Raw genomic sequence first — 22,680 nt, forward strand, 5'->3', positions numbered from 1 at the left:
GCTCCCAACCGATACGAGGTGCGCATGTCTGGTTCGATGCTGGTGCTGGCAGCCGCCGGCGCATTCGTGGCAACCCATTTCATCCTGTCCCATCCGCTGCGCGGGCCGCTGGTGCGCGCCGTCGGCGAGAAGGGGTTTCTCGCCCTCTACTCCCTCGTTGCCTTCGTCACGCTCGGCGCCACCGTCTGGGCCTATCGCAGGGCGCCGGCGACAAGGCCGCTGTGGGAAGTCGGCGACGGCCTGTGGGCCTTCGTCACCGTTGCCATGCTGATCGCCTCCATCCTGCTGCTCGGATCGCTGATCCGCAATCCGGCCCTGCCCGGCGCCGCCAGGAGCGCTGCGACGGCCGAGGCGCGCGGGGTCTACGGCATCACGCGCCATCCCATGATGTGGGCCTTCGCGATCTGGGGCGCCTGCCACATCCTGGTCTATCCGGTCGAAAAGAACATCATCGTGGCCGGCGCCATCATCGTGCTCGCCCTGGTCGGCGCCGCGCTCCAGGACCGCAAGAAGGCCGCGCAGGACCCGCAGGGATGGAGCGCCTGGCAGGCGCGCACCAGCTACCTGCCGTTCGCGGCGATCGCGGCGGGCAGGGCGCGCTTCGGCGGCTTCGGCGGGCATGCGCTCGGCGGCGGCATCGCCGTCTGGCTGCTGGCCACCTGGCTGCACATTCCGGCTTCCGGCTGGGCGGCAGGGATCTGGCGCTGGCTGACCTGAATCATTCCACCCGCTGCACACGCACCCCATACAGGTCGACCCGATTAGACGGCCCGCCCGTGCCGCCGGCGCCGCTGAAGCTGGCGTTGCTCTCCAGGTAGCTCATGTTATAGAAATCGGCGAGCCGTACGCGGTAGGCGCCCGGCTGCAGGTGAGCCGGGAGTGGTGTCGACAGCGGCGCCGGCGTGTTTGCGCGCGCCGGTTTCGTGTGTGGCAGCTGGACCACGCCCTGCGCGATCGGGCGGCCGGCCGCGTCCTCGATCGTCATCCACTTCACGCCGCCGCTGATGCCGAGGTTGATCTGGTTCGCCTCGTTGCGGTAGCGCAGCTGGATGCGGTAGTCGCCGGCGCGCTCGATGCGCAGGTCGCGCAATTCGAAGCGGTCTTGCGGTGCGCCCCAGCCGGCGATGCGCGGTGCGGCATCCGTCGTCATCTTCAGGTTCGACGATACGCGCGCGTCCGTGATCGCGATTTCGGTTGCGGCATCAAGGCAGCGCGGCACGCTGTGGTGGCTGCGGTTGCCGGCGTTTGAAAATTCCGCCTCGACGGCATAGCAGGCATAGGGATGCGCTTCGGGATCGAGCCAGGCGCCGCGTGCCAGTTTTGCCGCCACCAGCTTGCCGTCGCGGTAGACGTGATAGACGGTTTTCGCCTTGGCGCCGGCCCCGTTGTTGCCATTGTTTCCGCCTGCAGTAAAGCGCAGGCGGGTATGGCCCGATATATCACGGTCGAGGGCCTCGATGACGGGTTCACGCGGACCGAACACCGCGGGCGATTCGAGGTAGGGATCCGCGTTCACACGGCGGATGCCATTGTCTCCCTTGATGACGGCGCCGAGCGCGATCTCGATGACGTCGCCGTCGCGCAGGCGGGCCCACGGGATCGTGGCACCGGTCGGCGCGCCGTTGAGCAGCACCTGCTCGACCTTGTGATAACCCTCGCCCGTGCCCGCGGGCGGAAGCAGCAGGCGCACGGTGACACTCGCACCGCGCAGGCGCAGGCTGTGCAGCGTGACCTGGTTCGTGCCGGCGAAGGTCTCGCGCCGCAGTTTCGCCGTCACGAAGGGCTGCAGCCGGATGCCGTCATCGAGCGCCGTCACGCCGAACACGTTCTCGATCACCATGCCCAGATAGGCGCCGACCGACCATAGCTGGCGCCGCGAATTGATCACGGGGCCGATCAGGGCAGGGTTTTTCTCGTCGAGCAGCAGCGGCTGGCCGCTCAGCCATTCGAGGTTCTCCATGTTCGACATGTTCAGCGCCGCGCCGCGTACCAGCGAATCGTAGGCGGCATCGGCCACGCTTGCATTGCCACTCATGGCCGCGGCCTTGAGGCCGTAGGCCGTCACGAAGGGCCAGATCGCGCGGTTATGGTAGACCGGCGTACCTTGCTGCTGCGGCCAGATCACGGGCGGTCCCATCGGGCCGTGCGGATAGCGCGCGAGGATGCTGCGCGCCTGTTCGCTGCTCGCGATGCCGGTGACGATGGCCAGCGATTGCCCGAGCCAGTCGAATTTATGCAGCGGCGCGCCGTCGAAATGGGCGGCGGTGAGACTGCTGTACATGCCGGCGTCGGGCAGCCACAAGCGCGCGTTGATGGCCTGTTTCAGCGCGCCGGCCCAGGCGCCGTACCGGGATGCGCGCGCGCTGTCGCCCGCATCCTGCGCGAGGCGCGCCGCCAGCGTCAGCGCCTTGTAGTACGCCGCATTGGTCGAGACCGATTTCGAAACCGCCATCGAGGCCAGGTCGTCCGTGATCCAGGACGCGTAGCTCTGGTCGCGCCAGTCGAGGAAGGATTGCTCGCCCGTGTACAGGCCATCCTGCGCATCGAAGGCGGCGATGCGGTCGTTCTCGATCGTGTTCGACAGGGCCGCCAGGGCGCGCGCGGCAAAGGCGGCGCGCTCGTCCGGCGGCAGCATGCGCAGGGTTTCCTCGGCCGCGAAGGCCCAGGCGACGCGGTCGGTGCTGACCGGCCAGCTGCCGCCGCTGCCCGTGTCCTGCACGATTTGTAGGCCGTCCGGCGTGCCGGCCACTTGCGGCGCTTTCGGCACCCCGGCACGGTAGCCGGCCAGCTTGAATTCGAGCGAATTGCGCACCCGCTGCGGATCGAGCAGGGCGAGGCCCAGGTCGGCCGCATACGACAGGTCGCGGGTCCACACGTAATGCCACTTTTCACCGGTCTCGAAGCAGTCGCAGGCAATCGCAGCGCCGCCCTTGTAATTGCCGTCGCGGATTTCGCTCACCGCATCCTGGCGCATCTCGTTCGCCGCCAGCGCGAACAGGGCGTCGAAGGCAAGGTTCCCGCTGCGGAGAATGGGCAGCTCGGCGCGCTCGGCATAGTTCGTGTGCTGCGGCACCGGGTCGCGCAGTGTCATCGTCGTCGAATGGGTGTAGCTGCGCAGCTGGGCTTCGGGGTCAAGCAGCGAGAAGCGCGCCGTTTCCTGCCTGCCGTCCCAGGTGGCGAAGGCGAGCGTGGCGACGCGTGCGCGGCCCGCATGCGGATCGGCGGCCGGGCCGCTCTTGCGCTCGGCCAGGCGCGTCACGCGCAGGATCGGCGCCCCTGCCTGCTTCGCGTCCAGCGTGAAGCGGTAAGTGGCGGTGCTGCGTACGAACAGCGTGGCCTCGGGGCCAGCGTGGGTGGCGAGCCGCACCGGCTGGCCTGGCTTGACGGCGACGCTGGTGTCAACGCTCGGCACCCATTCGCGGCTCCAGTCGCGGGTGCCCAGTTTAAAACCGTGGTTGCCGGGGCTGACCTGGATGTCTGCCTCGTAGACGCCATGGCCCTTGTGCTGCAAGGCGTTGTCGAGGCCCCAGGCATTGAAGCCGCCGCGGACAAAGAAGGCTTCGCGCAGCGGGCCGGGATCGGCGGCGACGGTGCTGCAGGCAAGCAGGAGGGTGGGCAGCAGCCAGCGGGGCGAAATCATGGAAGCCTTTCAATCTGAAACTTAGCGGTATTCGTGCCGTTCGATGATGCCGCGCAGCGCATCCTGCGAGCGCAGCACGGGGAAGTCCTCGCTGCGATAGGTCTTCGGCGTGACGAAGCGCAGCGTGCCGATCGTGGCGGCATACGAAGGCCGGGCTTGCGTCACCGCCAACCTGCGGCCGTCGAGCGCCGCACGGCGCGTGCCCAGCGCCAGCGTCACTGCCTTGCCGGGCCCCAGCCTGAAGCTGGTCAGCGAGCGGCTCTTGTCCTTGTTCAGCCAGGCCATGCGCAGGGTGCGCGGTGTGCTGCCGCGCAGGGTGAAGGTCCAGCGCTCGCCATGTTGCGCGCGCACGAAATCGACGCCGACTTCTTCGCCCGCGCCGAAGGGCAGCAGGGCTTTGAATCGCGTCCAGGCGGCGGGAATCGCCGGCTCGAAGGCGAGCGTATCCTGCGGCAGGTCGGGTTTGAAACCGACGTAATCCTGGTAGCCGTTGCGCGCATATTCGGCCACGCTCCAGGACTGGGCGAAGGTGCCGCTCGGCTTCAGGCGGCCATTCTCATGGGGCAGGGCATCGAGGTTCTCGCTCATGCTGCCCAGGGTGCCCAGGCCGAGGATCTGCCGGCCGAGGTTTTGCGTGAGTTGCCAGCTCAGGTCCTGGTAGCCGAAGCGGTTCAATGCGGTTACCGTAAAGCCCGCGTTCCAGCCCCAGATGGTGCCGTTGTGGTAAGCCGCGTCCTTGTGGTGGAAGGCCGGGTTCTCGTGGCGTGGGTGGAAGTACGGGTCGTCCTGGCTCAGCGAGGCGATGCCGTAGGGGTAGAGCAGCGCCGACACCGCATTCTTCGTCACGCGCGCCTGCACGACGGGCGGGACGAAATCGTCGAAGGGGATGGTCGCCAGCATCAGCTGGTTGGGCCGCACTTTGATGTCGCGGCTGCCGTCTTCGCGCAGGCGGTCGGCCATGGTGGAGCCATCCCAGAACAGGCGCAGGAAGCTGGCGCGGGCTTTGGCCGCCAGCGCGCGCCATTCGCCTGCGCGCTGATGGTCGCCGGCCTGCTCGGCCAGCCAGGCGCCGGTGTCCAGGGCCGTGTACCAGAGCGCCTGGATGTCGTTGGCACGCGCTCCCCGGTCGGACCAGGGCTGGTGCGTCGGGTTCTCGACGCGCGCATCCATCCAGGTGTCGGACGCTGCATGTTTCAGCAGGCCGTCGGCGTCGACATAATTGGCGATGGCGCCCTCGAAATAGGGCACGGCCAGCTTGTACATCTCGGCGGCGAACGCCTTGTCGCCCGTGTAGCGGATGTATTCATGGGCTTCGCGCAGCATCCAGGGTGTGCCGTCGACCGTGTTGTAGATGATCTCGTCCGGGGATACCCGGTTCGGGATGCGGCCATAGTCCTTGTCGCGCGGGGTGCGCAGGTTCTGGAAGCGGGCGAAGTTCGCCAGCACGGCGCGCGCGTCGGCGAACTGGCCGGTGACCAGCAGGGTGCCGGGCAGGGCGATAAAGGTATCGCGGCCCCAGTTCTCGCGGAACCAGGGCAGGCCGGCCCAGATGCCGGCGCCGTATTCGTCGACGACGAATAAACGCGCGGCGGCCTTGGCCCAGTTCAGCGCCTTGTTGTATTCGAGGTCGCTGGTGGCGAGGTAGCTGCTCGTCAGCGCCGCGTGGGTGGCGCGGCGTTCGTCGCCGATCGGGTCGCCGGCGGCCAGCCTGCGCGCGCGGCCCGCTGCCTCCTCGGCCGTCGCACCGAAAGCCGCGACCACGGTGAAGGAAGCCGTCGGCGCGCCGGCGCGCAGCAGCAGGCCGTCTTCCAGCACGAAGGGGAGCTGGCTTGCCAGCGCCATGAACTGCGTCGCGCCCTTGCCTGGGGCCACGGTGACGATGCCATTGTCGAACGTGACCGCGCCCTGGGTCTTCAACAAAGGCCGGATCGCCAGCCGCGCCGGCTGCGCACCCGTCACGCGCAGCGCCAGCGCATGCTTTTTCGAGAGCAGGGCCAGTTCCTCGGTACTGCCGTTGGCATACGCAACGCGGTGACCGAAGGGCAGCACCTGTTCGCGCCCGGACGCGCGTTCGTTGCGCACGCCGTCCAGGTAGCTCATGTAGTTATGGAAGACGGTCCCGCTCTTGAACACGTAGCCGGCGCCGAGCTCGTGGCTGTGCGTAAAACCTTCGAAATAGCCGGCCAGGTTGTCGCCGGCGACGAAGCGTGCTTGCTGTCCCGGCGCGGCCTCGATCGCCATGGAATTGAAAAAGGCGTCGACGCCGGGCTTGTCGACGGCAGCGGCGGGCGCCAGCGCAAGCGCGAGGGACAGCGAAAGGAGCGTGCGCCGCATCATGCCCCCGGCAGTTCGATGAGCAGCGTCGCCTTCGGCGCCAGGCGCAATTCGCGTGTCAGGTCGACCGTCTTGCCGCTCAGGAGATCGACGCCGTTTGCCGTCCCCTTCAGCATCTCCTCGAAGCGTGCGGTCGGCAGGACCATCTCTTTGTCGTTGTTGTTCATTGCGACCATGATGCGTTTTTTATCGTTGTATCGGAAGTAGACCCAGGTATTGTTCTCGGGGCCGAAGTGCATGAGCTTACCGGTGTGGATCACCGGCTCGCCTTTGCGCCAGTTGGCGAGCTGGCGCACCAGCGCCAGGGCCGCGCGCTGCTGGGCGGAGAGGCCGGCGCCTGTGAATGCGTTGCGCTTGTCGCCTGCCCAGCCGCCGGGGAAGTCGATGCGGTAGCTGGCATCGTCGCGCCCCTTGACGGTGCTCGTCATGAGGATCTCGTCACCCGTATAAAACTGCGGGATGCGCGGCATCGTCATCAGGAACACCAGGTTCATGCGGTAGCGGTCGAAGTCTTCGCCCACGACGCTGAACATGCGCGCCATGTCGTGGTTGCCGCCGAACAGAACGAGTTTATCTGGCTCCGGATACAGATGGTCCAGCGACAGCGTCTCGTAGACGTCGTTCAGGCTGTTTTCCTCGGGCTTGGCCAGGGCGCTGCGCATGCTGTCGACCAGCGGGAAGTCCATCAGGCCGGGCAGCGAGGAGACGTAGCCGTCGGCGTTGACCTTGCCGCGCTGCCAGTGCGCGACCACCGGCACACGCGTGCTCCATTCCTCGCCCACCATGTTCAGGTTCGGGTATTCGTCCATCAGGCGCTGCGTGTAGCGGGTGAGGAAGGCGCCGTCGGAATAGCCGTAGGTATCGATGCGCAGGCCGGACAGGCCCGCGTACTCGATCCACCAGATATTGTTCTGGATGAGGTAATTCGCCACCAGCGGGTTGGTCTGGTTCAGGTCGGGCATCGCCGGGCCGAACCAGCCGGCCGTGAAATTGCGGCGATCCGCCTGTGCGGCATATGGGTCCTGCACGGCGACGCGGTGGTGCGCCGTGGGCACGAACCGGCCGCCGAAATTGATCCAGTCCGGCGTCGGCAGGTCCTTCATCCACCAGTGGTGCTTGCCGATGTGCGAGAGCACCACGTCCTGGATCAGGCCGATGCCGCGTTGTTTCGCTTCCCGCGACAGCCGCACGAAGTCCTCGTTGCTGCCGTAGCGCGGATCGATCCGGTAGTGATTGGTGGCCGCATAGCCATGGTAGGAATACGCCGGCATGTCGTTTTCGACCAAGGGCGTGGGCCACAGCTGGGTGAAGCCGAGGCCGGCGATGTAGTCGAGGCGGTCGATCGCGCCCTGGATGTCGCCGCCGTGGCGCCCGCCGGGCTTCTTGCGGTCGGCTTGTTCCAGCATGCCGGGGACGCTGTCGTTGGATGGATCGCCGTTGGCGAAGCGGTCCGGCATGATCTGGTAGATGGCGTCACGGTTGCCGAACCCCTGGCGCATGGCGGAACCCGCCTCGCGTGCGCGCAGCTGGTAAGGGTAGCGCAGGGGTGCGCCGTCGCCCGCGAACACGATGTCGAAGCTGCCGGGTTGCGCATCCGGCGCGATCTCGAGATCGATGAACAGGTAATTGGCGTTCGCGACCCGGGTGGTGGAGGCGATGCGCACGCCCGGGTAGTCGATGGCCGGCTGCAGCTTGCCGATGCCGGCCCCGTGCACCATCAGTTGCAGGCCAGTGTGGCGCATGCCGGTCCACCAGAAGGGCGGTTCGAGGTGTTGGACGGCAGGCGCGGCGCCGGCAGGCGCCAGGCAAGCGGCGGCGAGGAAAAGTGTTGCAAAAGAGCGTCGCATGGCGGGACTCGGTTAAACAAAATCGGGATAAAAATTACCGGGCTCGGCGCATCGGTGCCGAGGCCAGCCGCTGTGTAAAAACCGGGCGGCGCCAACCGGTTTTCCAATGACATCGATACCATTGCGTGAATTGCACCAAGTTAGTGCAATTACGCACTAACTTGGTGAAATGCAAGCAGGATGTAGTACGACTACACGTATGCACAGGTGCCTTTGTAGCTGCGATACAACGATAGTGCATGTCATTCTATATAAGAGCGTAGGAAAATGACCAGAACCGTAGTGTGGATGAACTCCCGTTGACAGTGCATCTAGTTTTAGTACAGAATTCTTGCCAGAACGTCTAAAAAAGACGTTGATTCAGGATCCCGTGCCGTGGCTGTCGCTGTTTTTCGGGAAATTACACAGTTTGATCTGAGGGGACACATGACTATTTTCGCCAACAAGCGCGCCGCTGGTACGGGCCTTGTATTCCAGCTGAGCCCAGTTGCGGCCGGCTGCGCCATTTTCGTGTCGGCCATGGCCGGCAATGCTTACGCACAGACCACCACCGAACAGGCCGAGCCGGTCGTCGCGACCGTCAAGGTCAGCGGCATCCGCCGCGGTATCGAAGACGCGATCTCGGTCAAGAAGGATTCGAGCTCGATCGTCGAAGCCATCTCCGCCGAAGACATCGGCAAGCTGCCGGACGTCAGCATCGCCGAATCGATCGCGCGCCTGCCAGGCCTGGCGGCCCAGCGCGTCGGCGGCCGTGCCCAGGTCATCAGCGTGCGCGGCCTGTCCCCGGACTTCTCGACCACGCTGCTGAACGGCCGCGAACAGGTCAGCACCGGCGACAACCGCAGCGTCGAATTCGACCAGTACCCATCCGAGCTGCTGAGCGGCGTCACCATCTATAAAACCCCTGACGCGGCACTCGTCGGCCAGGGCCTGTCGGGCACGATCGACATGCAGACCGTGCGTCCGCTGTCCTTCGCCGGCCGCACCGTCGCCATGAACGCGCGCCTGGAGAAGAATTCGCTCGGTTCGATCTCGAACGCGAATTCGCTCGGCAACCGCTTCAGCATCAGCTACATCGACCAGTTCCTGAACCGCACCCTGGGCGTGGCGATCGGCTATGCCCACCTCGATTCGCCGGTGCTGTCCCAGGAAACCGGCCTGTACGAGCCATGGAAGATCCAGTCCCTGTCGGGCGTACCTGCGAATACCTATATCACCGAAGGCATCAAGGCAGTCGGCCGCAGCGGCGACAACAAGCGCGACGGCATCATGGGTGTGGTGCAGTACCGTCCATCGAAAGAGTGGACCAGCACCCTGGACGTCTACGCCTCGAAATTCCAGCGCGAAGAGACCGCTAACCAGATCGAAATCAACCTCGGCGGCTACAACGGCGGCTACAAGCCTGACGTGTTGTTCAACCCGGTCACCACCGCCAACGGCGTCCTGACCGGCGGCACCGCCAACAACGTGTACCCGCTCGTGCGCGGCATGTACAACAACCGCGAAGACAAGATCCGCGCGGCTGGCTGGAACAACCTGGTCAAGCTGGGCGATATCACCGTCAACGCCGACCTGAGCATCTCGAAGGCCAAGCGCAACGAGCTGAACCTGGAAAACAACACCCAGTTCACCAACGCCGCCGGCGATCCGTTCCTGGACAACGTCGGACTGGCATTTGCCGGCGGCGCTTTCCCGAGCATTCGCCCGACTCGCGACTACAGCAACCCGTCCAACCTGTTCGTGCGCGGCACGATCTACGGTTCGGGCTACGGCAAGGTGCCGAGCGTCGAGGACGAGCTGAAGTCGGCCAAGCTGGCCGCCAACTTCCCGCTGCCGGAATCGATGGCCACCTTCTTCTCGAGCGTGGACGTGGGCGTCAACTACTCCGACCGCAGCAAGAAGAAGCGCCAGCCGGAAGGCGACATCACCCTCAAGGGCAATGCCTTCACGGTGCCGGGCGAGCTGCAGTATGCACCGGTCAACCTGGGCTTCGCCGGCGCCGGCGTCATCCCGTCGTGGAACGTGCCGGCCGTCGTGGCCTACGGCATGGTGTTCCAGCCGAGCGATACCAAGGACTACCTGATCGCCAAGGCATGGGACGTCAACGAAAAGATCACGACCTCCTTCGTCAAGGCGAATATCGAGCATGAATTCGGCTCGGTCAGCCTGCGCGGTAACGTCGGCGTGCAAGTCCAGCGCACCGACCAGTCGTCGACGGCCAACTACTTCGACGGCACCGCCCCGGCCGGCAGCCAGGTCAAGCCTGTCACCGATGGCAAGACCTACACCGATGTCCTGCCAAGCATGAACCTGGCCTTCGGCTTCGAGGGTGACCAGACCCTGCGCTTCGCCGCAGCCAAGCAGGTGGCGCGTCCGCGCGTCGACCAGCTGCGTTCGGCCCTGGACTTCGGCGTCGACAAGACCAACTTCAAGCCGGGCGGCAGCGGCGGTAATGCGCAGCTCGATCCATGGCGCGCAAATGCCTTCGACGTCTCGTACGAGAAGTATTTCGGCAAGAAGGCTTACCTGGCCGCTGCGCTCTTCCACAAGAAGCTGACCAGCTACATCTACACCCAGACCAACGACGCCTACGATTTCAGCAAGTTCGTCCCGGGTACGATCGCCAAGACCCCGATCGGTAACTACACTGCGCCATACAATGGCCAGGGTGGCACCCTGAAGGGCCTGGAACTGTCGGGCTCCATGCCGCTGAACCTGGTCACCCCTGTGCTCGACGGCTTCGGCGTCACCGCCAGCGCGACCTTCAGCAAGAGTGGCATCTCGATCAAGGATCCGGGCGGCAGCATCGGCGAAGACATCCCGCTGCCGGGCCTCTCGAAGCGCGTGACCAACCTGACCGTGTACTACGAGAAGAATGGTTTCGAGACCCGCGTCAGCCAGCGTCGCCGTTCCGACTTCGTCGGCGAGATCGGCAACTTCAACGGCAACCGCAGCCTGCGTTACGTGGTCGGCGAGAACGTGGTCGACTTCCAGGTCGGCTACAACTTCGAGACCGGCACGCTGAAAGGCCTGGGTCTGCTGCTGCAGGTGAACAACATCACCAACGCGGCCTACGAGACCTATGCGGCCCGCCGCGACCAGCCGCTCGAGTACCAGAAATACGGCCGTACCGTCCTGCTGGGCGCGAACTACAAGTTCTAAGCCACACCGCGTTTTTACCCTGGAAACCCCGTCGCGCCAGCGGCGGGGTTTTTTTTCTTTGGCGCCGTCCACGCGCCGCCCTGTCCCGTTTGTCTCCAAATTTGCACGTTGCCCGCCCTGAGCGAGTAAACTAGCGCTTTATTCAGTATCGTTTTTCGAAAGTCATCCATGTCCGACACCCCCATCCCATCGTTTGCCGACCTCAACCTCCCTGCGCCCATCGTCAAGGCACTCAAGGACGTCGGCTACGAAGCACCGTCGCCAATCCAGGCCGCCACCATCCCCCTGTTGATGGAAGGCCGCGACGTGCTGGGACAGGCGCAGACGGGCACCGGCAAGACCGCGGCCTTCGCGCTGCCGGTGCTGGCGCGCATCGACACCAAACAGACCACGCCGCAGGCGCTGGTGCTGGCACCGACGCGCGAACTGGCGATCCAGGTGGCCGAAGCCTTCCAGAGCTACGCTGCGCACATGAAGAACTTCGCCGTGCTGCCGATCTACGGCGGCCAGAGCTACGGCCCGCAGCTGCAGGCGCTGCGCCGCGGCGTGCAGGTCATCGTCGGCACTCCGGGCCGCGTGATCGACCATATCCAGAAGGGCTCGCTCGACCTCTCCCAGCTGAAAACGCTGGTGCTGGACGAAGCCGACGAAATGCTGCGCATGGGCTTCATCGACGACGTCGAGCAGATCCTGCAGCAGATCCCGGAAGAGCGGCAGATCGCGCTGTTCTCGGCCACCATGCCGCCGGCGATCAAGCGCATCGCCAAGACCTACCTGCGCGATCCGCAGGAAGTCACCGTCGCCGCCAAGACTGGCACCGCCGACAACATCACCCAGCGTTACTGGCTGGTGTCGGGCATGCAGAAGCTCGACGCGCTGACGCGCATCCTGGAAGCCGAGCCTTTCGACGGCATGATCATCTTCGCCCGCACCAAGCTCGGTACCGAAGAACTGGCGACCAAGCTGCAGGCGCGCGGTTTCGCCGCCGTCGCCATCAACGGCGACATGGCCCAGCAGGCACGCGAGCGCACCATCGAGCAGCTCAAGAACGGCAAGATCGACATCCTGGTCGCCACCGACGTCGCCGCGCGCGGCCTGGACGTCGAGCGCATCAGCCACGTCATCAACTACGACGTGCCGTCGGACCCGGAAAGCTACACCCACCGCATCGGCCGTACCGGCCGCGCTGGCCGCAGCGGCGACGCGATCCTGTTCATCACGCCGCGCGAGCGCGGCCTGCTCAAGGCGATCGAGCGCGCCACGCGCCAGACGGTCTCGCAACTGACGCTGCCGACGATCAAGGCCGTCAACGACGTGCGTATCGCCAAGTTCAAGGAACAGATCGCGGCGACCCTGGCCGCCGGCGGCCTCGAGCAGTTCCGTTCGCTGATCGAGGAATTCGAGCAGGAACAGAACGTGCCGGCAGTCGACATCGCCGCCGCCCTGGCAAAGCTGGGCCGCGGCGACGTGCCGCTGCTGCTGGAAAAGCAGGACCGCGAGCCGAAGGCATCGACCTGGGAAGAGCGCCCAGCGCGCACCGACTTTGTCGAGCGCCTGCCGCGCGCGCCGCGTGAAGCGGGCTTTGGTAGCGGCTTCAAGAAGGAACGCATTGCGCGCGCACCGGACGAAGGCATGGCGACCTTCCGCATCGAAGTGGGCCACGCGAACGGCGTCAAGCCCGGCAACATCGTCGGCGCCATCGCCAACGAAGCCAACATCGATTCCAAGATGATCGGCCGCATCGAGATCTACGACGATTTCAGCACGCTCGACCTGCCGGCCGATATGCCGCCGGACCTGATCGATCACCTCAAGACGGTGTGGGTGGCCGGCCAGCAGTTGCAGATCACGCGCGACGGCGAAACGCCACCGCCGAAGAAGGCGCCTGCCAAGAAGTCCTTCGGGGCGGAGCGCCGGTATGGCGAGAAACCGGGATTCAAGGCGGACAAGCCGCCGTTCAAGAAGGCGCGGCCGAAGGCGTAATGTCGATGCGGCTTCGGCCGCATGGATGAGATGAGCGGCGAATCAGTCTTCTGGCTGATTCGCCGTTTGCGTTTCGGAGTGCCGTAGGGTGGGCTCTCGAGCCCGCGCGGATGCGGCCCGTGCAGATCGAAACATCATTTGGCCGCAAAGGTGTGCGCATTGAATTGCTGCACCGCTGTGCGAACGGTGCGAACGCGTGGGCTCGAGAGCCCACCCTACGCTGCACCGCTGCTACGGACTATCGGACGGCCTTCTCGTCCGCAAACATCCACAGCAGCGCCTCGCGCAGCTCGCTGCTCCAGAAGCCCTCGTTGTGCTTCTGCTCCGGCACGATTTTCAATACCGTGTTCGCCGCCGGATGCCCGCTGGCCTGTACCACCTGCGCCATGTGCTGCACGTCCGGCACCATCGAATCGCCTTCCTTCTCTCCCATCAGCAGGTAGACCCGCGCATCCTTCGGCAGCGGGTGCTGCGCCATGAAGTCGAAGGAGGGCGCCGCCGTCCAGTAGGCGGGCGAGAACACGCCGGCCTTGCTGAACACCTGCGGGTACTGCGCGATCGCGTAGTGCGACGCCAGTCCGCCCATCGAGCTGCCCATGATCGCCGTATGCGCGCGGTCGGGCAGGGTGCGGTATCTGGCGTCGATATACGGCTTCAGCGTCCTGACGATGAAGTCCGTGTACTGCTTGCCCTCGGCCGCGCCGAAACGCGGGTTGTCCCAGGCGTTCAGTTCCGTGATGCGCTTGTCGCCGCCGTTGTCGATGCCGACCACGATCAGTTCCAGCTTCCCCTCTTTCGAGAGCGCGTCCAGCGTCTCGTCGACCTTCCATTCGCCCACGAACGAGGTCGCGTCGTCGAACAGGTTCTGGGCGTCGTGCATGTACAGCACCGGATAGCGCTTGTTCGACGTCGCGTAACCCGGCGGCACGTACATGCGGATCTGGCGCTTGCGGTTCAGGCCAGGGATCTCGAGCAGCTCGGGCAGCAGGCTGACGCCGGGCAGGGCGGTCGAGGTTTTGGCGGGCGCCGGCATGTCGGCGGCGCAAGCGAGCGAAGCGGCGAGCAGGAAGGGGGCGAGGCAGAGTCGGATCGATGGCATGAAGGAGGTCTCTCTTGTTATTCAGTGTGAAGCGGCGAATGCGGGCGTGGCGGCCGGCGCCGCCTTGCTGTCGCGCACCAGCAGCCACAGTGCGCTCGACACCGCCAGGCAGCCGCCGCAGATCAGGAACAGCAGGCTTTTGTCGGCTGCCGTGTTGAGCGCGAAGCCGACCACGGTCGTGGCCAGTTGCGGCAGCACCACCGACAGGTTGAACAGGCCCATGAAATAACCCATGCGGCTCTTGTCGACCTTCTCGCTCATGATCGCGAAGGGCAGGCTGACCACCGCCGCCCAGCCGATGCCGACCACCGCCATCAGCACGTACAGCACGCCGGGCGAGCGCGCGAACAGGGCGATTGCGAAGTAGGCCAGCGCCATGATGCCGATGCAGGCCGCCTGCGTGCGCACGCGTCCGAAGCGCGTGACCAGGGGCGCCAGCACCAGCGCCGGCAAGAGGAAGCCGACCACGTTCATGACGGCGAAGGAGATCGCGATCACGTGGCCCGATTGCGCCGCCGCCTGTTCGGCGCCGGCACCGGGCGTGACCACGTGCTGCTGGATGAACGAGATGATGTAGACGAACATCGCCTGCACGCCGAACCAGGTAAAGGCGTGCGCGGCCCACAGGCGCCACAGTTGCGGCCAGTCGGTGGCGGAGGCGGCTTCTTTGCTGACCGGTGCAATCTCGCGCGGCTCTTCGATCAGCAGCACGGGCAGGATCGAGAACACCAATATCAGCAGCACGCCCACCGAAATGAGGGTGTAGTTGTCGATGAAGGCGCCGATCAGATACGCCATCACGCCCCAGAAGCCGGAAATCGTCTGCATCCAGGTATAGCCGCGTGTGCGGGCGTCGCCGTCCGGCGTCACGTCCGCGATCAGGGAGCGGGTCGGATTGAAGCCGACGTTGATCGACAGGTCGAGCGTCAGCGCGATGATCACGGCCACCACAAGTAGGTTGCCGATGCCGAGCAGGTCCGCGACGACCTCGATCCGCGGCAGCAGGAACACGGACAGCGCCGCCAGCACGCCGCCGATCAAAATAAACGGCCGGCGCCGCCCGCCCCAGAACCAGGTTTTGTCGCTGATAAAACCGATGATCACCTGGCCCAGGATGCCGGCCAGCGGGCCGGCGGCCCAGACGATGCCGATCTCGTGGATGTCGAGGTGGTATTTGGTGCTGAGCAGCCAGCTGAGCGCCGAAATCTGGATGCACAGGGCAAAGCCCATGGCCGTGGCCGGCAAGCTGCTCAGGGCATAAAAGGCATTGCTCAGCCGGCGCTGCATGTCGAGCATGGGTGTCTCCCGCTTTTTAGTTAAATTCTCTGTTATTTGACTACAAATCCGCCCCCTGGAATGGCGAGCGTGATGATTCTACTACCACTTAGCCTGATTGACACCCGGAAAACGCCATGTTATTTTGCTACAAATATAGTTAGGTAACTTAGTCTGCAACAGCCCGTCCTCATGGCCTACGGACGGGGACGCTCCCCAGCCTCTTCCTCGACTTCCGCATTGGCGCGGTATCGATAGCGAGCACGTGGCGCGTTCGCCACACATATCGAGCCCGGACCCGGGCCATTGGGGACACAGATGGACATGCATACCAAGGCGCTCAAACCACGCCTGTCGTTCTGGCAGTTGTGGAACATGAGCTTCGGCTTCTTCGGCATCCAGTTCGGCTGGGCGCTGCAAAACGCCAACGCCAGCCGCATCTTTTCCACGCTTGGCGCGGATGCCGACAATCTCTCGCTGTTCTGGCTGGCCGCGCCGGTGACGGGCCTGCTGGTGCAGCCGGTGATCGGCTATGCGAGCGACCATACCTGGCACCCGAAATGGGGCCGCCGCCGTCCGTTCTTCTTCGGCGGCGCGCTGCTGGCCGCGATTGCGATGTTCCTGATGCCCAATTCCTCGATGTTGTGGATGGCGGTCGCCGTCCTGTGGATGATGGACGCCGCGATCAACATCTCGATGGAGCCGTTCCGCGCCTTCGTCGGCGACAAGCTCGACGCCTCGCAGCAGACCGCCGGCTTTGCGATGCAGACCTTCTTCATCGGCTGCGGCGGCGTGATCGCCTCGCTGCTGCCGCAGATCCTGGCCTGGCTGGGCGTGTCGAACGTGCCGGTCGACGGCGCCATTCCCGACACCGTGCGCTATTCCTTCTATGCCGGCGCCCTCGTATTCTTCCTGGCCGTCAGCTGGACCGTGTTCAGCGCCGACGAACTGCCGCCGCCCGACCTCGAATCCTTCCACAAGGAGCGCAAGCACGCGCGCAACCTGAACGTCGCCTTCGTCGAAATCCTGAGCGGTTTTACGAAGATGCCGAAAACGATGGTGCAGCTGGCCTTCGTGCAGTTCTTCACCTGGATCGGCCTGTTCGCGATGTGGATCTACACCGGCAGCGCGATCGCCGACACCATCTACGGCACCCGCGACGCCCAGTCGGCCGCCTTCCAGGAAGCCGGCAACTGGGTCGGCGTCATGTTCGGCGTCTACGGCGGCGTCTCCGCCCTGGCCGCCTTCATCCTGCCGGTGTTCGCGCGCGCCACCAGCCGCAAGATCGTGCACGCGACCTGCCTCGCCATCGGCGGCATCAGCCTGGCGGGCATCGTCGCCATCGGCAGCAAGGAAATGCTGATGCTGCCGATGGTCGGCGTCGGCATCGCCTGGGCCAGCATCCTGACGATGCCGTATGCGATCCTGGCGGGCGCCTTGCCGGCCAGCCGCATGGGTTATTTCATGGGCCTGTTTAACTTCTTCGTCGTGATCCCGCAGATCGTCAGCGGTTTGCTGCTCGGTTTCGTCACCCGCGAATTTTTCAACGGCCATACCGTGCAAACGCTGGCGCTGGGCGGCGGCTGCATGCTGCTGGCAGGCGTATTGACGCTGTTCGTGACCGACAAGGCAGGGTCCTAGACCTGCGCGCCATCCTTTTCGCTCCTGTCGTATCGTAACGTTTTACTAACAAACACACGCGATCACAGGAGCGAAGCATGACGATTCAGACCGTGGCAACGACGCCATTTGCCGGCCAGCGTCCGGGTACCTCGGGCCTGCGCAAGAAGGTGACCGAGTTCCAGCAGCCGGGCTACCTCGAGAATTTTGTCGAAGCGATTTTCCTGACCCTGGGCGACTGCAGCGGACGCACCCTGGTGCTCGGCGGCGACGGCCGCTATTTCAACCGCGACGCGATCCAGACCATCCTCCACATGGCCGCCGCCCACGGCGTGGCGCGCATGCTGGTCGGGCGCGGCGGCATCCTGTCCACGCCGGCGGTGAGCTGCGTGATCCGCAAGCACGGCGCCTTCGGCGGCATCGTGCTGTCGGCCAGCCACAACCCCGGCGGCCCGGACGGCGACTTCGGCATCAAGTACAACATCGAGAACGGCGGCCCGGCCCCGGAAAAGGTCACCGAGGCGATCTTCGCCCATACCCAGACCCTGAGCGCTTACCGCATCAGCGATGCACCGCCGGTCAACCTCGATGAAATCGGCACCACCTCGCTCGAAGGCATGCAAGTGGAGGTCATCGACCCGGTCGCCGACTACGCGGAGCTGATGGGACGCCTGTTCGACTTCGACGCCATCCGCGCGCTGTTCAAGCGCGGCTTCACCATGAAATTCGACGGCATGAGCGCCGTTTCCGGACCCTACGCAAGGGCGATCATCGAAGGAGTGCTCGGCGCGCCTGCGGGCACCGTCATCAACGGCGAGCCGCTGGAAGATTTCGGCGGCCACCATCCGGACCCGAATCCCGTCAACGCCGCCGAACTGGTCGCCTTGATGAACGGCCCCGACGCGCCCGACTTCGGCGCGGCGTCGGACGGCGACGGCGACCGCAACATGATCGTCGGCCGCGGCATCGCGGTGACGCCTTCCGACAGCCTGGCCATCATCGCCGCGAATGCGACGCTGGCGCCGGGCTACGCGGCCGGCATCAAGGGCATCGCCCGTTCGATGCCGACCTCCACCGCCGCCGACCGCGTGGCCGAGGCGCTCGGCATTTCCTGCTTCGAGACCCCGACCGGCTGGAAGTACTTCGGCAACCTGATGGATGCCGGCATGGTCACGCTCTGCGGCGAAGAGAGCTACGGCACCGGATCAAGCCACGTGCGCGAGAAGGATGGCCTGTGGGCGGTGCTGTTCTGGCTGAACCTGCTGGCCGTGACGGGCAAACCAGTCGAGCAGCTCGTTGCCGAACACTGGGCGCGCTTCGGCCGCAATTATTATTCGCGCCACGACTACGAAGCCGTCGACGCCACGGCAGCGGATGCCATGATGGCCGCGCTGCGTGCGAAGCTGCCGAAGCTGGCCGGCCAGACCCTGGGCGGCTATCGCGTGGCGCTGGCCGACGATTTCGTCTACACCGACCCGGTCGACGGCTCCGTCGCCTCGAAGCAGGGCGTGCGCATCGTCATGAGCGACGGCTCGCGCATCGTGTTCCGCCTGTCCGGTACCGGCACCGAAGGCGCCACCATCCGTGTCTACCTCGAACGCTACGAGGCCGACCCGGCACGCCACCATCTCGAGACCCAGCAAGCCTTGTCCGGCCTGGTCGCGATTGCCGACGGCGTGTCCGAACTGCGCCAGCGCACCGGCCGCCAGCGGCCGAGCGTGATTACCTGACCACTTTTTACCAGGAACCCTGCATGAAATTATCCGCACTTGCCGTCTCCCTGCTGTTCGCCACGCAAACGGCGAATGCGGCCCCCGCACCCTGGGCCGCGCCGTCGAAACCTTTCGTGTGGGAGAACGCGACCGTCTACTTCCTGCTGACGGACCGCTTCAACAACGGCAATCCGGATAACGACCATGCCTATGGCCGCAAGGACGATGCCGCGAAGCTGCGCGGTTTCATGGGGGGCGACTTCGCCGGCATCACGGCGAAGATCAAGGAGGGTTATTTCAACGAGCTGGGCGTGACCGCCCTGTGGATCACGCCGCCGGTCGAGCAGATCCACGCCGGCACCGACGAAGGGACCGGCAAGAGCTACGGCTTCCACGGCTACTGGGCGCGCGATTTCACCGCCATCGACGCCAACCTCGGCACCGAGGACGAGCTGCGCACCCTGGTCGAAACCGCCCATGCGCACGGCCTGCGCGTGCTGTTCGACGTGGTCATGAACCACACCGGCCCGGTCACCGGGAGCGATCCGGTGTGGCCGGCGGACTGGGTGCGTACCGGTCCCACCTGCACCTACAAGGATGCGCGCACGACGATCGACTGCACGCTCGTCAAAAACCTGCCGGACATTCGCACCGACAGCAACAAGCCGGTCGCGCTGCCGCCTGCGCTGGTCGAGAAATGGAAACGCGAAGGGCGCTACGAGCGCGAAGTCAGGGAGCTCGACGCCTTCTTCAAGCGCACCGGCTATCCGCGTGCGCCGCGCTACTACCTGGTGAAATGGCATGCCGACTGGGTGCGCAAATATGGCGTCGACGGCTTCCGGGCCGACACGGTAAAACACACCGAGCCGGGCGTGTGGAAGGATCTCAAAAAAGTCGCGAGCGCCGCCTTCGAGGACTGGAAGAAGGCGAATCCGGCGAAGAAGCTGGGCGACACTCCGTTCTACATGACGGCCGAGGTCTACAACTACGCCATCAAGCATGGCCGCGCTTTCGACCTGGGCGGCATGACGGTGGACTATCCGGCGCAAGGCTTCGACAGCATGATCAACTTCGCGATGAAGGCGGACGCCGTCGAGTCGTACGAGAAGCTGTTCAGCGAGTATTCACAGGCGCTGCAAGGGCCGATGAAAGGCTATTCGGTGCTGAACTACCTCAGCTCGCACGACGACGGCGAACCGTATGACGCGTTGCGCCAGCGTCCTTACGAGTCGGCCAACAAACTGCTGCTGGCGCCGGGCGCAGCGCAGATCTACTACGGCGACGAGACGGCACGCCTGTTGAAAGTGGAGGGCGCCGAGGGCGACGCCACGCTGCGCTCCTTCATGAACTGGGACGAACTGGCGGCGAACGCCCAGCGCGGCCTGAACCGCGTGATGGATGTACGCGAGCACTGGGCGAAACTGGGGCGCTTCCGCCAGGCCCATCCCGCCGTCGGTGCCGGCGTGCACCGCATGATCCAGCACTATCCGTACACCTTCAAACGCACGTATGAAAAGAACGGTGTGGTCGACCGCGTTGTCATCGCGCTGGGGCTGCCGGTCGACAAACCGGCGGCAGTGCCGGTGACGGGCGTCTTCCTCGATGGCCAGACCGTGCGCGACGGCTATTCGGGCAAGACGGCGGTCGTCAAAAACGGCAAGGTGCAGTTCGATGCGCGTTATCCGGTGGTGCTGATCGGGCAGGAGTAGGACCCGGCCGGCACAGGTAGTTGCCGACGTGTTCATACCTGTTATGCATGCGATATTAGCTGTGAAAACTTTGTTACTGGAGCGTTGTATGGCGCCCACCTGATTGTGGTGAAAGTTTCACACAAGCTACATTTTTTGCATTGAGTGATTGTTTGTTGTTTCGTAGGAGTTATCCTACCTGGGCATCTCGTCCATACAAACAACAGGCTTACTCATGAACATGTCGAACTTCAAGATTGGCACACGTCTCAGCGGTGCTTTTGCAATTCTCCTCCTGTTGCTGGGCGTCGTGCTCGCCAGCGCCCTGTGGCAGCTCTCGCGCATCGATGAGGCCAAGGCCATCATGGTCGGCACGAACTACAAGGCCAAGCTGGCGGCCGCCTGGCGCGAGGGCGTGGCCACCAACAGCGTACGCACGCTCGCGAAAGCCAATACCATCGATGCGGCCGAGGAAAAACACCTGGATGCCGAAATGAAGGCAGTCAGCGCCCAGGTCAGCAAGGTGCAGGACGAACTGGCCGCCCTGGTGACGAGCGAGAAGGGCAAGGAAAACCTGCGCCTCGTCGCCGAGCAGCGCAAGGTCTACACCACGGTCCGCAACGACCTGTTCAAGCGCAAGGCCGATTGGGGCGTGGACGACGTGTTCAGGAAAAACGTGGACCAGACCCTGGTGCCGGAGATGAAAAAATACCTGGCCGCCGTCGACAATGTCGTCGCCTACCAGGATTCGCTGTTCCAGGCCGCGAACACCCGCATCGACGAGGTGTATGCCGATTCGCGCAAGATCCTGATCGCGCTGGGCGTGTTTGCCCTGGCCTGCGGCGTCGCGCTCGGCACCACGCTGACGCGCAGCATCACGCGTCCCCTCGCGCGCGCAGTGGCGCTGGCCCAGCAGGTCGCGTCCGGCGACCTGACCGCCGATATCCGCGTGTCGTCGAAAGACGAAGTAGGGGCATTGCTGTCGGCCCTGAAAGACATGAACGAAAGCTTGCTGAAGACCGTTGCCGAAGTGCGCACCGGCACGGACACGATTGTCACGGCTTCCCAGCAGATCGCCGCCGGCAACCTGGACCTGTCGTCCCGGACGGAACAGCAGGCAAGTTCGCTGGAAGAGACGGCGTCCTCGATGGAGGAGCTGACCAGTACCGTCAGGCAGAACGCCGACAACGCACGCGAAGCGAACGCGCTGGCGCAGGACGCATCGAGCATCGCCACCCGTGGCGGCCAGGTCGTCTCCCAGGTGGTCGACACGATGGCTTCGATCAACGAATCGTCGAAGAAGATCGCGGACATCATCGCGGTCATCGACGGCATCGCCTTCCAGACCAACATCCTGGCCCTGAATGCCGCGGTCGAGGCGGCGCGCGCCGGCGAGCAGGGCCGCGGTTTCGCCGTGGTCGCGTCCGAAGTGCGCAACCTGGCGCAGCGCTCGGCGGCGGCGGCCAAGGAAATCCGCGGGCTGATCACCGATTCCGTGAGCAAGGTCGAAACCGGCGGCCACCTGGTCGAAGAGGCGGGCGCCACCATGCAGGAGATCGTGCAGGGTATTTCGCGCGTGACCGCCATCATGTCCGGCATCGCCAGCGCGAGTGCCGAGCAGACGCTGGGCATCGAGCAGGTCAATGCGGCGATCACGCAGATGGACGACGTCACGCAGCAGAATGCGGCCCTGGTCGAAGAGGCCGCAGCCGCGGCCACGTCGCTCGAGGAGCAGGCCGCCTCCCTGGCGCAGCTGGTCAGCACCTTCAAGCTCGACGGCAGCGCCGGTGGCCAGGCGGCCATGCACGCGGCGGGCGAGCGTGCAGGCGCATCGGTTCGAGCGTCGGGGCGCCTGGCCCTGGCCTGAGTCGCCAGGCAGGGGCGGTCGTGCGTGAACTGCTACCGCAAAAGGATTGAAGCACGCTGCCGGTAGCGGTACGTGAACGACGATGCCTGGCTTTGGCGCACTGCGTAGCGTGCGGACGGTCCGGGGTATTCCTCCAGCGACCAGGTGTGGATGACGCAGTTGTCATGCAGCCGGCGCTGGCCGGGTTGCCGCAATACGCGGCAAGCCGTCTCCATGGCCACGCCAGCTTCGCACAGCATGCGGGTTGCGGCGTACATTCCCTGCGCGCGCAAGATATTGATCGACGCATCGATCAGCTCGGCGGATACATGGTTTTCACGAGGGTTCATCAGGGGACTATAGTCCCGGATCGACCGGGTGTGTGAATTCGTTCAATGGCGCACCGCAACTGTATGCGGGCGCCATCCGGCCACGCATGGGGCGGCCGGCAATCGATAGCCGGCTGGTAGCAAT

The 22,680-nt window shown here is 65.0% G+C and carries 13 protein-coding genes; 7 read left to right on the forward strand and 6 right to left on the reverse strand.

Annotation, left to right across the window (positions count from 1 at the left end; genetic code table 11):
• The first annotated feature begins 24 nt into the window (after window positions 1-24).
• A complete protein-coding gene (locus tag ACI48I_RS02815; RefSeq protein WP_193688534.1) occupies window positions 25-717 on the forward strand; it encodes an NnrU family protein in 693 nt (230 codons plus the stop codon).
• Between the two features lies 1 nt (window position 718).
• Here the strand turns inward: ACI48I_RS02815 and ACI48I_RS02820 are convergent, their stop codons facing one another.
• Genes ACI48I_RS02820 through ACI48I_RS02830 form a run of 3 tightly spaced genes read right to left on the reverse strand, consistent with a single transcriptional unit; the run spans window position 719 to window position 7,821 of the window.
• Complete coding sequence (locus ACI48I_RS02820) at window positions 719-3,640, reverse strand: MGH1-like glycoside hydrolase domain-containing protein (RefSeq protein ID WP_498573277.1); 2,922 nt, start codon at window positions 3,638-3,640, stop codon at window positions 719-721.
• Window positions 3,641-3,661: 21 nt separating this feature from the next.
• Window positions 3,662-5,977, reverse strand: a complete 2,316-nt coding sequence (locus ACI48I_RS02825; protein ID WP_498573278.1) for an amylo-alpha-1,6-glucosidase — start codon at window positions 5,975-5,977, stop codon at window positions 3,662-3,664.
• Window positions 5,974-7,821, reverse strand: coding sequence for a glycoside hydrolase family 13 protein (locus tag ACI48I_RS02830; RefSeq protein WP_498573279.1), 1,848 nt, complete (start codon window positions 7,819-7,821; stop codon window positions 5,974-5,976). Before ACI48I_RS02830 ends, ACI48I_RS02825 begins: the two co-directional genes overlap by 4 nt.
• 426 nt (window positions 7,822-8,247) lie before the next feature.
• On the opposite strand from ACI48I_RS02830, the gene ACI48I_RS02835 reads away from it, so the two are divergent.
• Window positions 8,248-10,983, forward strand: coding sequence for a TonB-dependent receptor (locus ACI48I_RS02835; RefSeq protein WP_193688538.1), 2,736 nt, complete (start codon window positions 8,248-8,250; stop codon window positions 10,981-10,983).
• A gap of 168 nt (window positions 10,984-11,151) precedes the next feature.
• Complete coding sequence (locus tag ACI48I_RS02840) at window positions 11,152-12,966, forward strand: DEAD/DEAH box helicase (RefSeq protein ID WP_498573280.1); 1,815 nt, start codon at window positions 11,152-11,154, stop codon at window positions 12,964-12,966.
• Window positions 12,967-13,204: 238 nt separating this feature from the next.
• Here the strand turns inward: ACI48I_RS02840 and ACI48I_RS02845 are convergent, their stop codons facing one another.
• Together ACI48I_RS02845 and ACI48I_RS02850 are read right to left on the reverse strand one after the other, a co-directional pair.
• On the reverse strand, window positions 13,205-14,065 hold the full coding sequence (locus ACI48I_RS02845) for an alpha/beta hydrolase (protein ID WP_193688540.1): 861 nt from the start codon (window positions 14,063-14,065) through the stop codon (window positions 13,205-13,207).
• 21 nt (window positions 14,066-14,086) lie between these two features.
• Window positions 14,087-15,361 carry an MFS transporter gene (locus ACI48I_RS02850; RefSeq protein ID WP_193688541.1) on the reverse strand — a complete coding sequence of 425 codons (1,275 nt, stop codon included), beginning with the start codon at window positions 15,359-15,361 and terminating at the stop codon, window positions 14,087-14,089.
• A 297-nt stretch (window positions 15,362-15,658) separates the two neighbouring features.
• On the opposite strand from ACI48I_RS02850, the gene ACI48I_RS02855 reads away from it, so the two are divergent.
• From ACI48I_RS02855 to ACI48I_RS02870, 4 genes are all read left to right on the forward strand, one after another.
• Entirely contained in the window at window positions 15,659-16,981 is a 1,323-nt protein-coding gene (locus ACI48I_RS02855; protein WP_193688542.1) for an MFS transporter, read from the forward strand.
• Window positions 16,982-17,058: 77 nt separating this feature from the next.
• On the forward strand, window positions 17,059-18,690 hold the full coding sequence (locus tag ACI48I_RS02860) for an alpha-D-glucose phosphate-specific phosphoglucomutase (protein WP_498573281.1): 1,632 nt from the start codon (window positions 17,059-17,061) through the stop codon (window positions 18,688-18,690).
• 23 nt (window positions 18,691-18,713) lie between these two features.
• Entirely contained in the window at window positions 18,714-20,381 is a 1,668-nt protein-coding gene (locus ACI48I_RS02865) for an alpha-amylase family glycosyl hydrolase (protein ID WP_498573282.1), read from the forward strand.
• Between the two features lie 214 nt (window positions 20,382-20,595).
• Entirely contained in the window at window positions 20,596-22,227 is a 1,632-nt protein-coding gene (locus ACI48I_RS02870) for a methyl-accepting chemotaxis protein (protein WP_498573283.1), read from the forward strand.
• A gap of 32 nt (window positions 22,228-22,259) precedes the next feature.
• Here the strand turns inward: ACI48I_RS02870 and ACI48I_RS02875 are convergent, their stop codons facing one another.
• Window positions 22,260-22,556 carry a hypothetical protein gene (locus tag ACI48I_RS02875; protein WP_193688546.1) on the reverse strand — a complete coding sequence of 99 codons (297 nt, stop codon included), beginning with the start codon at window positions 22,554-22,556 and terminating at the stop codon, window positions 22,260-22,262.
• Window positions 22,557-22,680 lie beyond the last annotated feature (124 nt).

It is taken from the genome of Massilia sp. LXY-5, from assembly GCF_059801075.1.

Bases quoted from the DNA above. Each gene is read 5' to 3' on its own strand.
- ACI48I_RS02830 (WP_498573279.1), bottom strand. From the start codon at position 7,821: ATGCGACGCTCTTTTGCAACACTTTTCCTCGCCGCCGCTTGCCTGGCG.
- ACI48I_RS02815 (WP_193688534.1), top strand. From the start codon at position 25: ATGTCTGGTTCGATGCTGGTGCTGGCAGCCGCCGGCGCATTCGTGGCA.
- ACI48I_RS02835 (WP_193688538.1), top strand. From the start codon at position 8,248: ATGACTATTTTCGCCAACAAGCGCGCCGCTGGTACGGGCCTTGTATTC.
- ACI48I_RS02855 (WP_193688542.1), top strand. From the start codon at position 15,659: ATGGACATGCATACCAAGGCGCTCAAACCACGCCTGTCGTTCTGGCAG.
- ACI48I_RS02870 (WP_498573283.1), top strand. From the start codon at position 20,596: ATGAACATGTCGAACTTCAAGATTGGCACACGTCTCAGCGGTGCTTTT.
- ACI48I_RS02840 (WP_498573280.1), top strand. From the start codon at position 11,152: ATGTCCGACACCCCCATCCCATCGTTTGCCGACCTCAACCTCCCTGCG.
- ACI48I_RS02845 (WP_193688540.1), bottom strand. From the start codon at position 14,065: ATGCCATCGATCCGACTCTGCCTCGCCCCCTTCCTGCTCGCCGCTTCG.
- ACI48I_RS02825 (WP_498573278.1), bottom strand. From the start codon at position 5,977: ATGATGCGGCGCACGCTCCTTTCGCTGTCCCTCGCGCTTGCGCTGGCG.
- ACI48I_RS02820 (WP_498573277.1), bottom strand. From the start codon at position 3,640: ATGATTTCGCCCCGCTGGCTGCTGCCCACCCTCCTGCTTGCCTGCAGC.
- ACI48I_RS02850 (WP_193688541.1), bottom strand. From the start codon at position 15,361: ATGCTCGACATGCAGCGCCGGCTGAGCAATGCCTTTTATGCCCTGAGC.
- ACI48I_RS02860 (WP_498573281.1), top strand. From the start codon at position 17,059: ATGACGATTCAGACCGTGGCAACGACGCCATTTGCCGGCCAGCGTCCG.
- ACI48I_RS02875 (WP_193688546.1), bottom strand. From the start codon at position 22,556: ATGAACCCTCGTGAAAACCATGTATCCGCCGAGCTGATCGATGCGTCG.
- ACI48I_RS02865 (WP_498573282.1), top strand. From the start codon at position 18,714: ATGAAATTATCCGCACTTGCCGTCTCCCTGCTGTTCGCCACGCAAACG.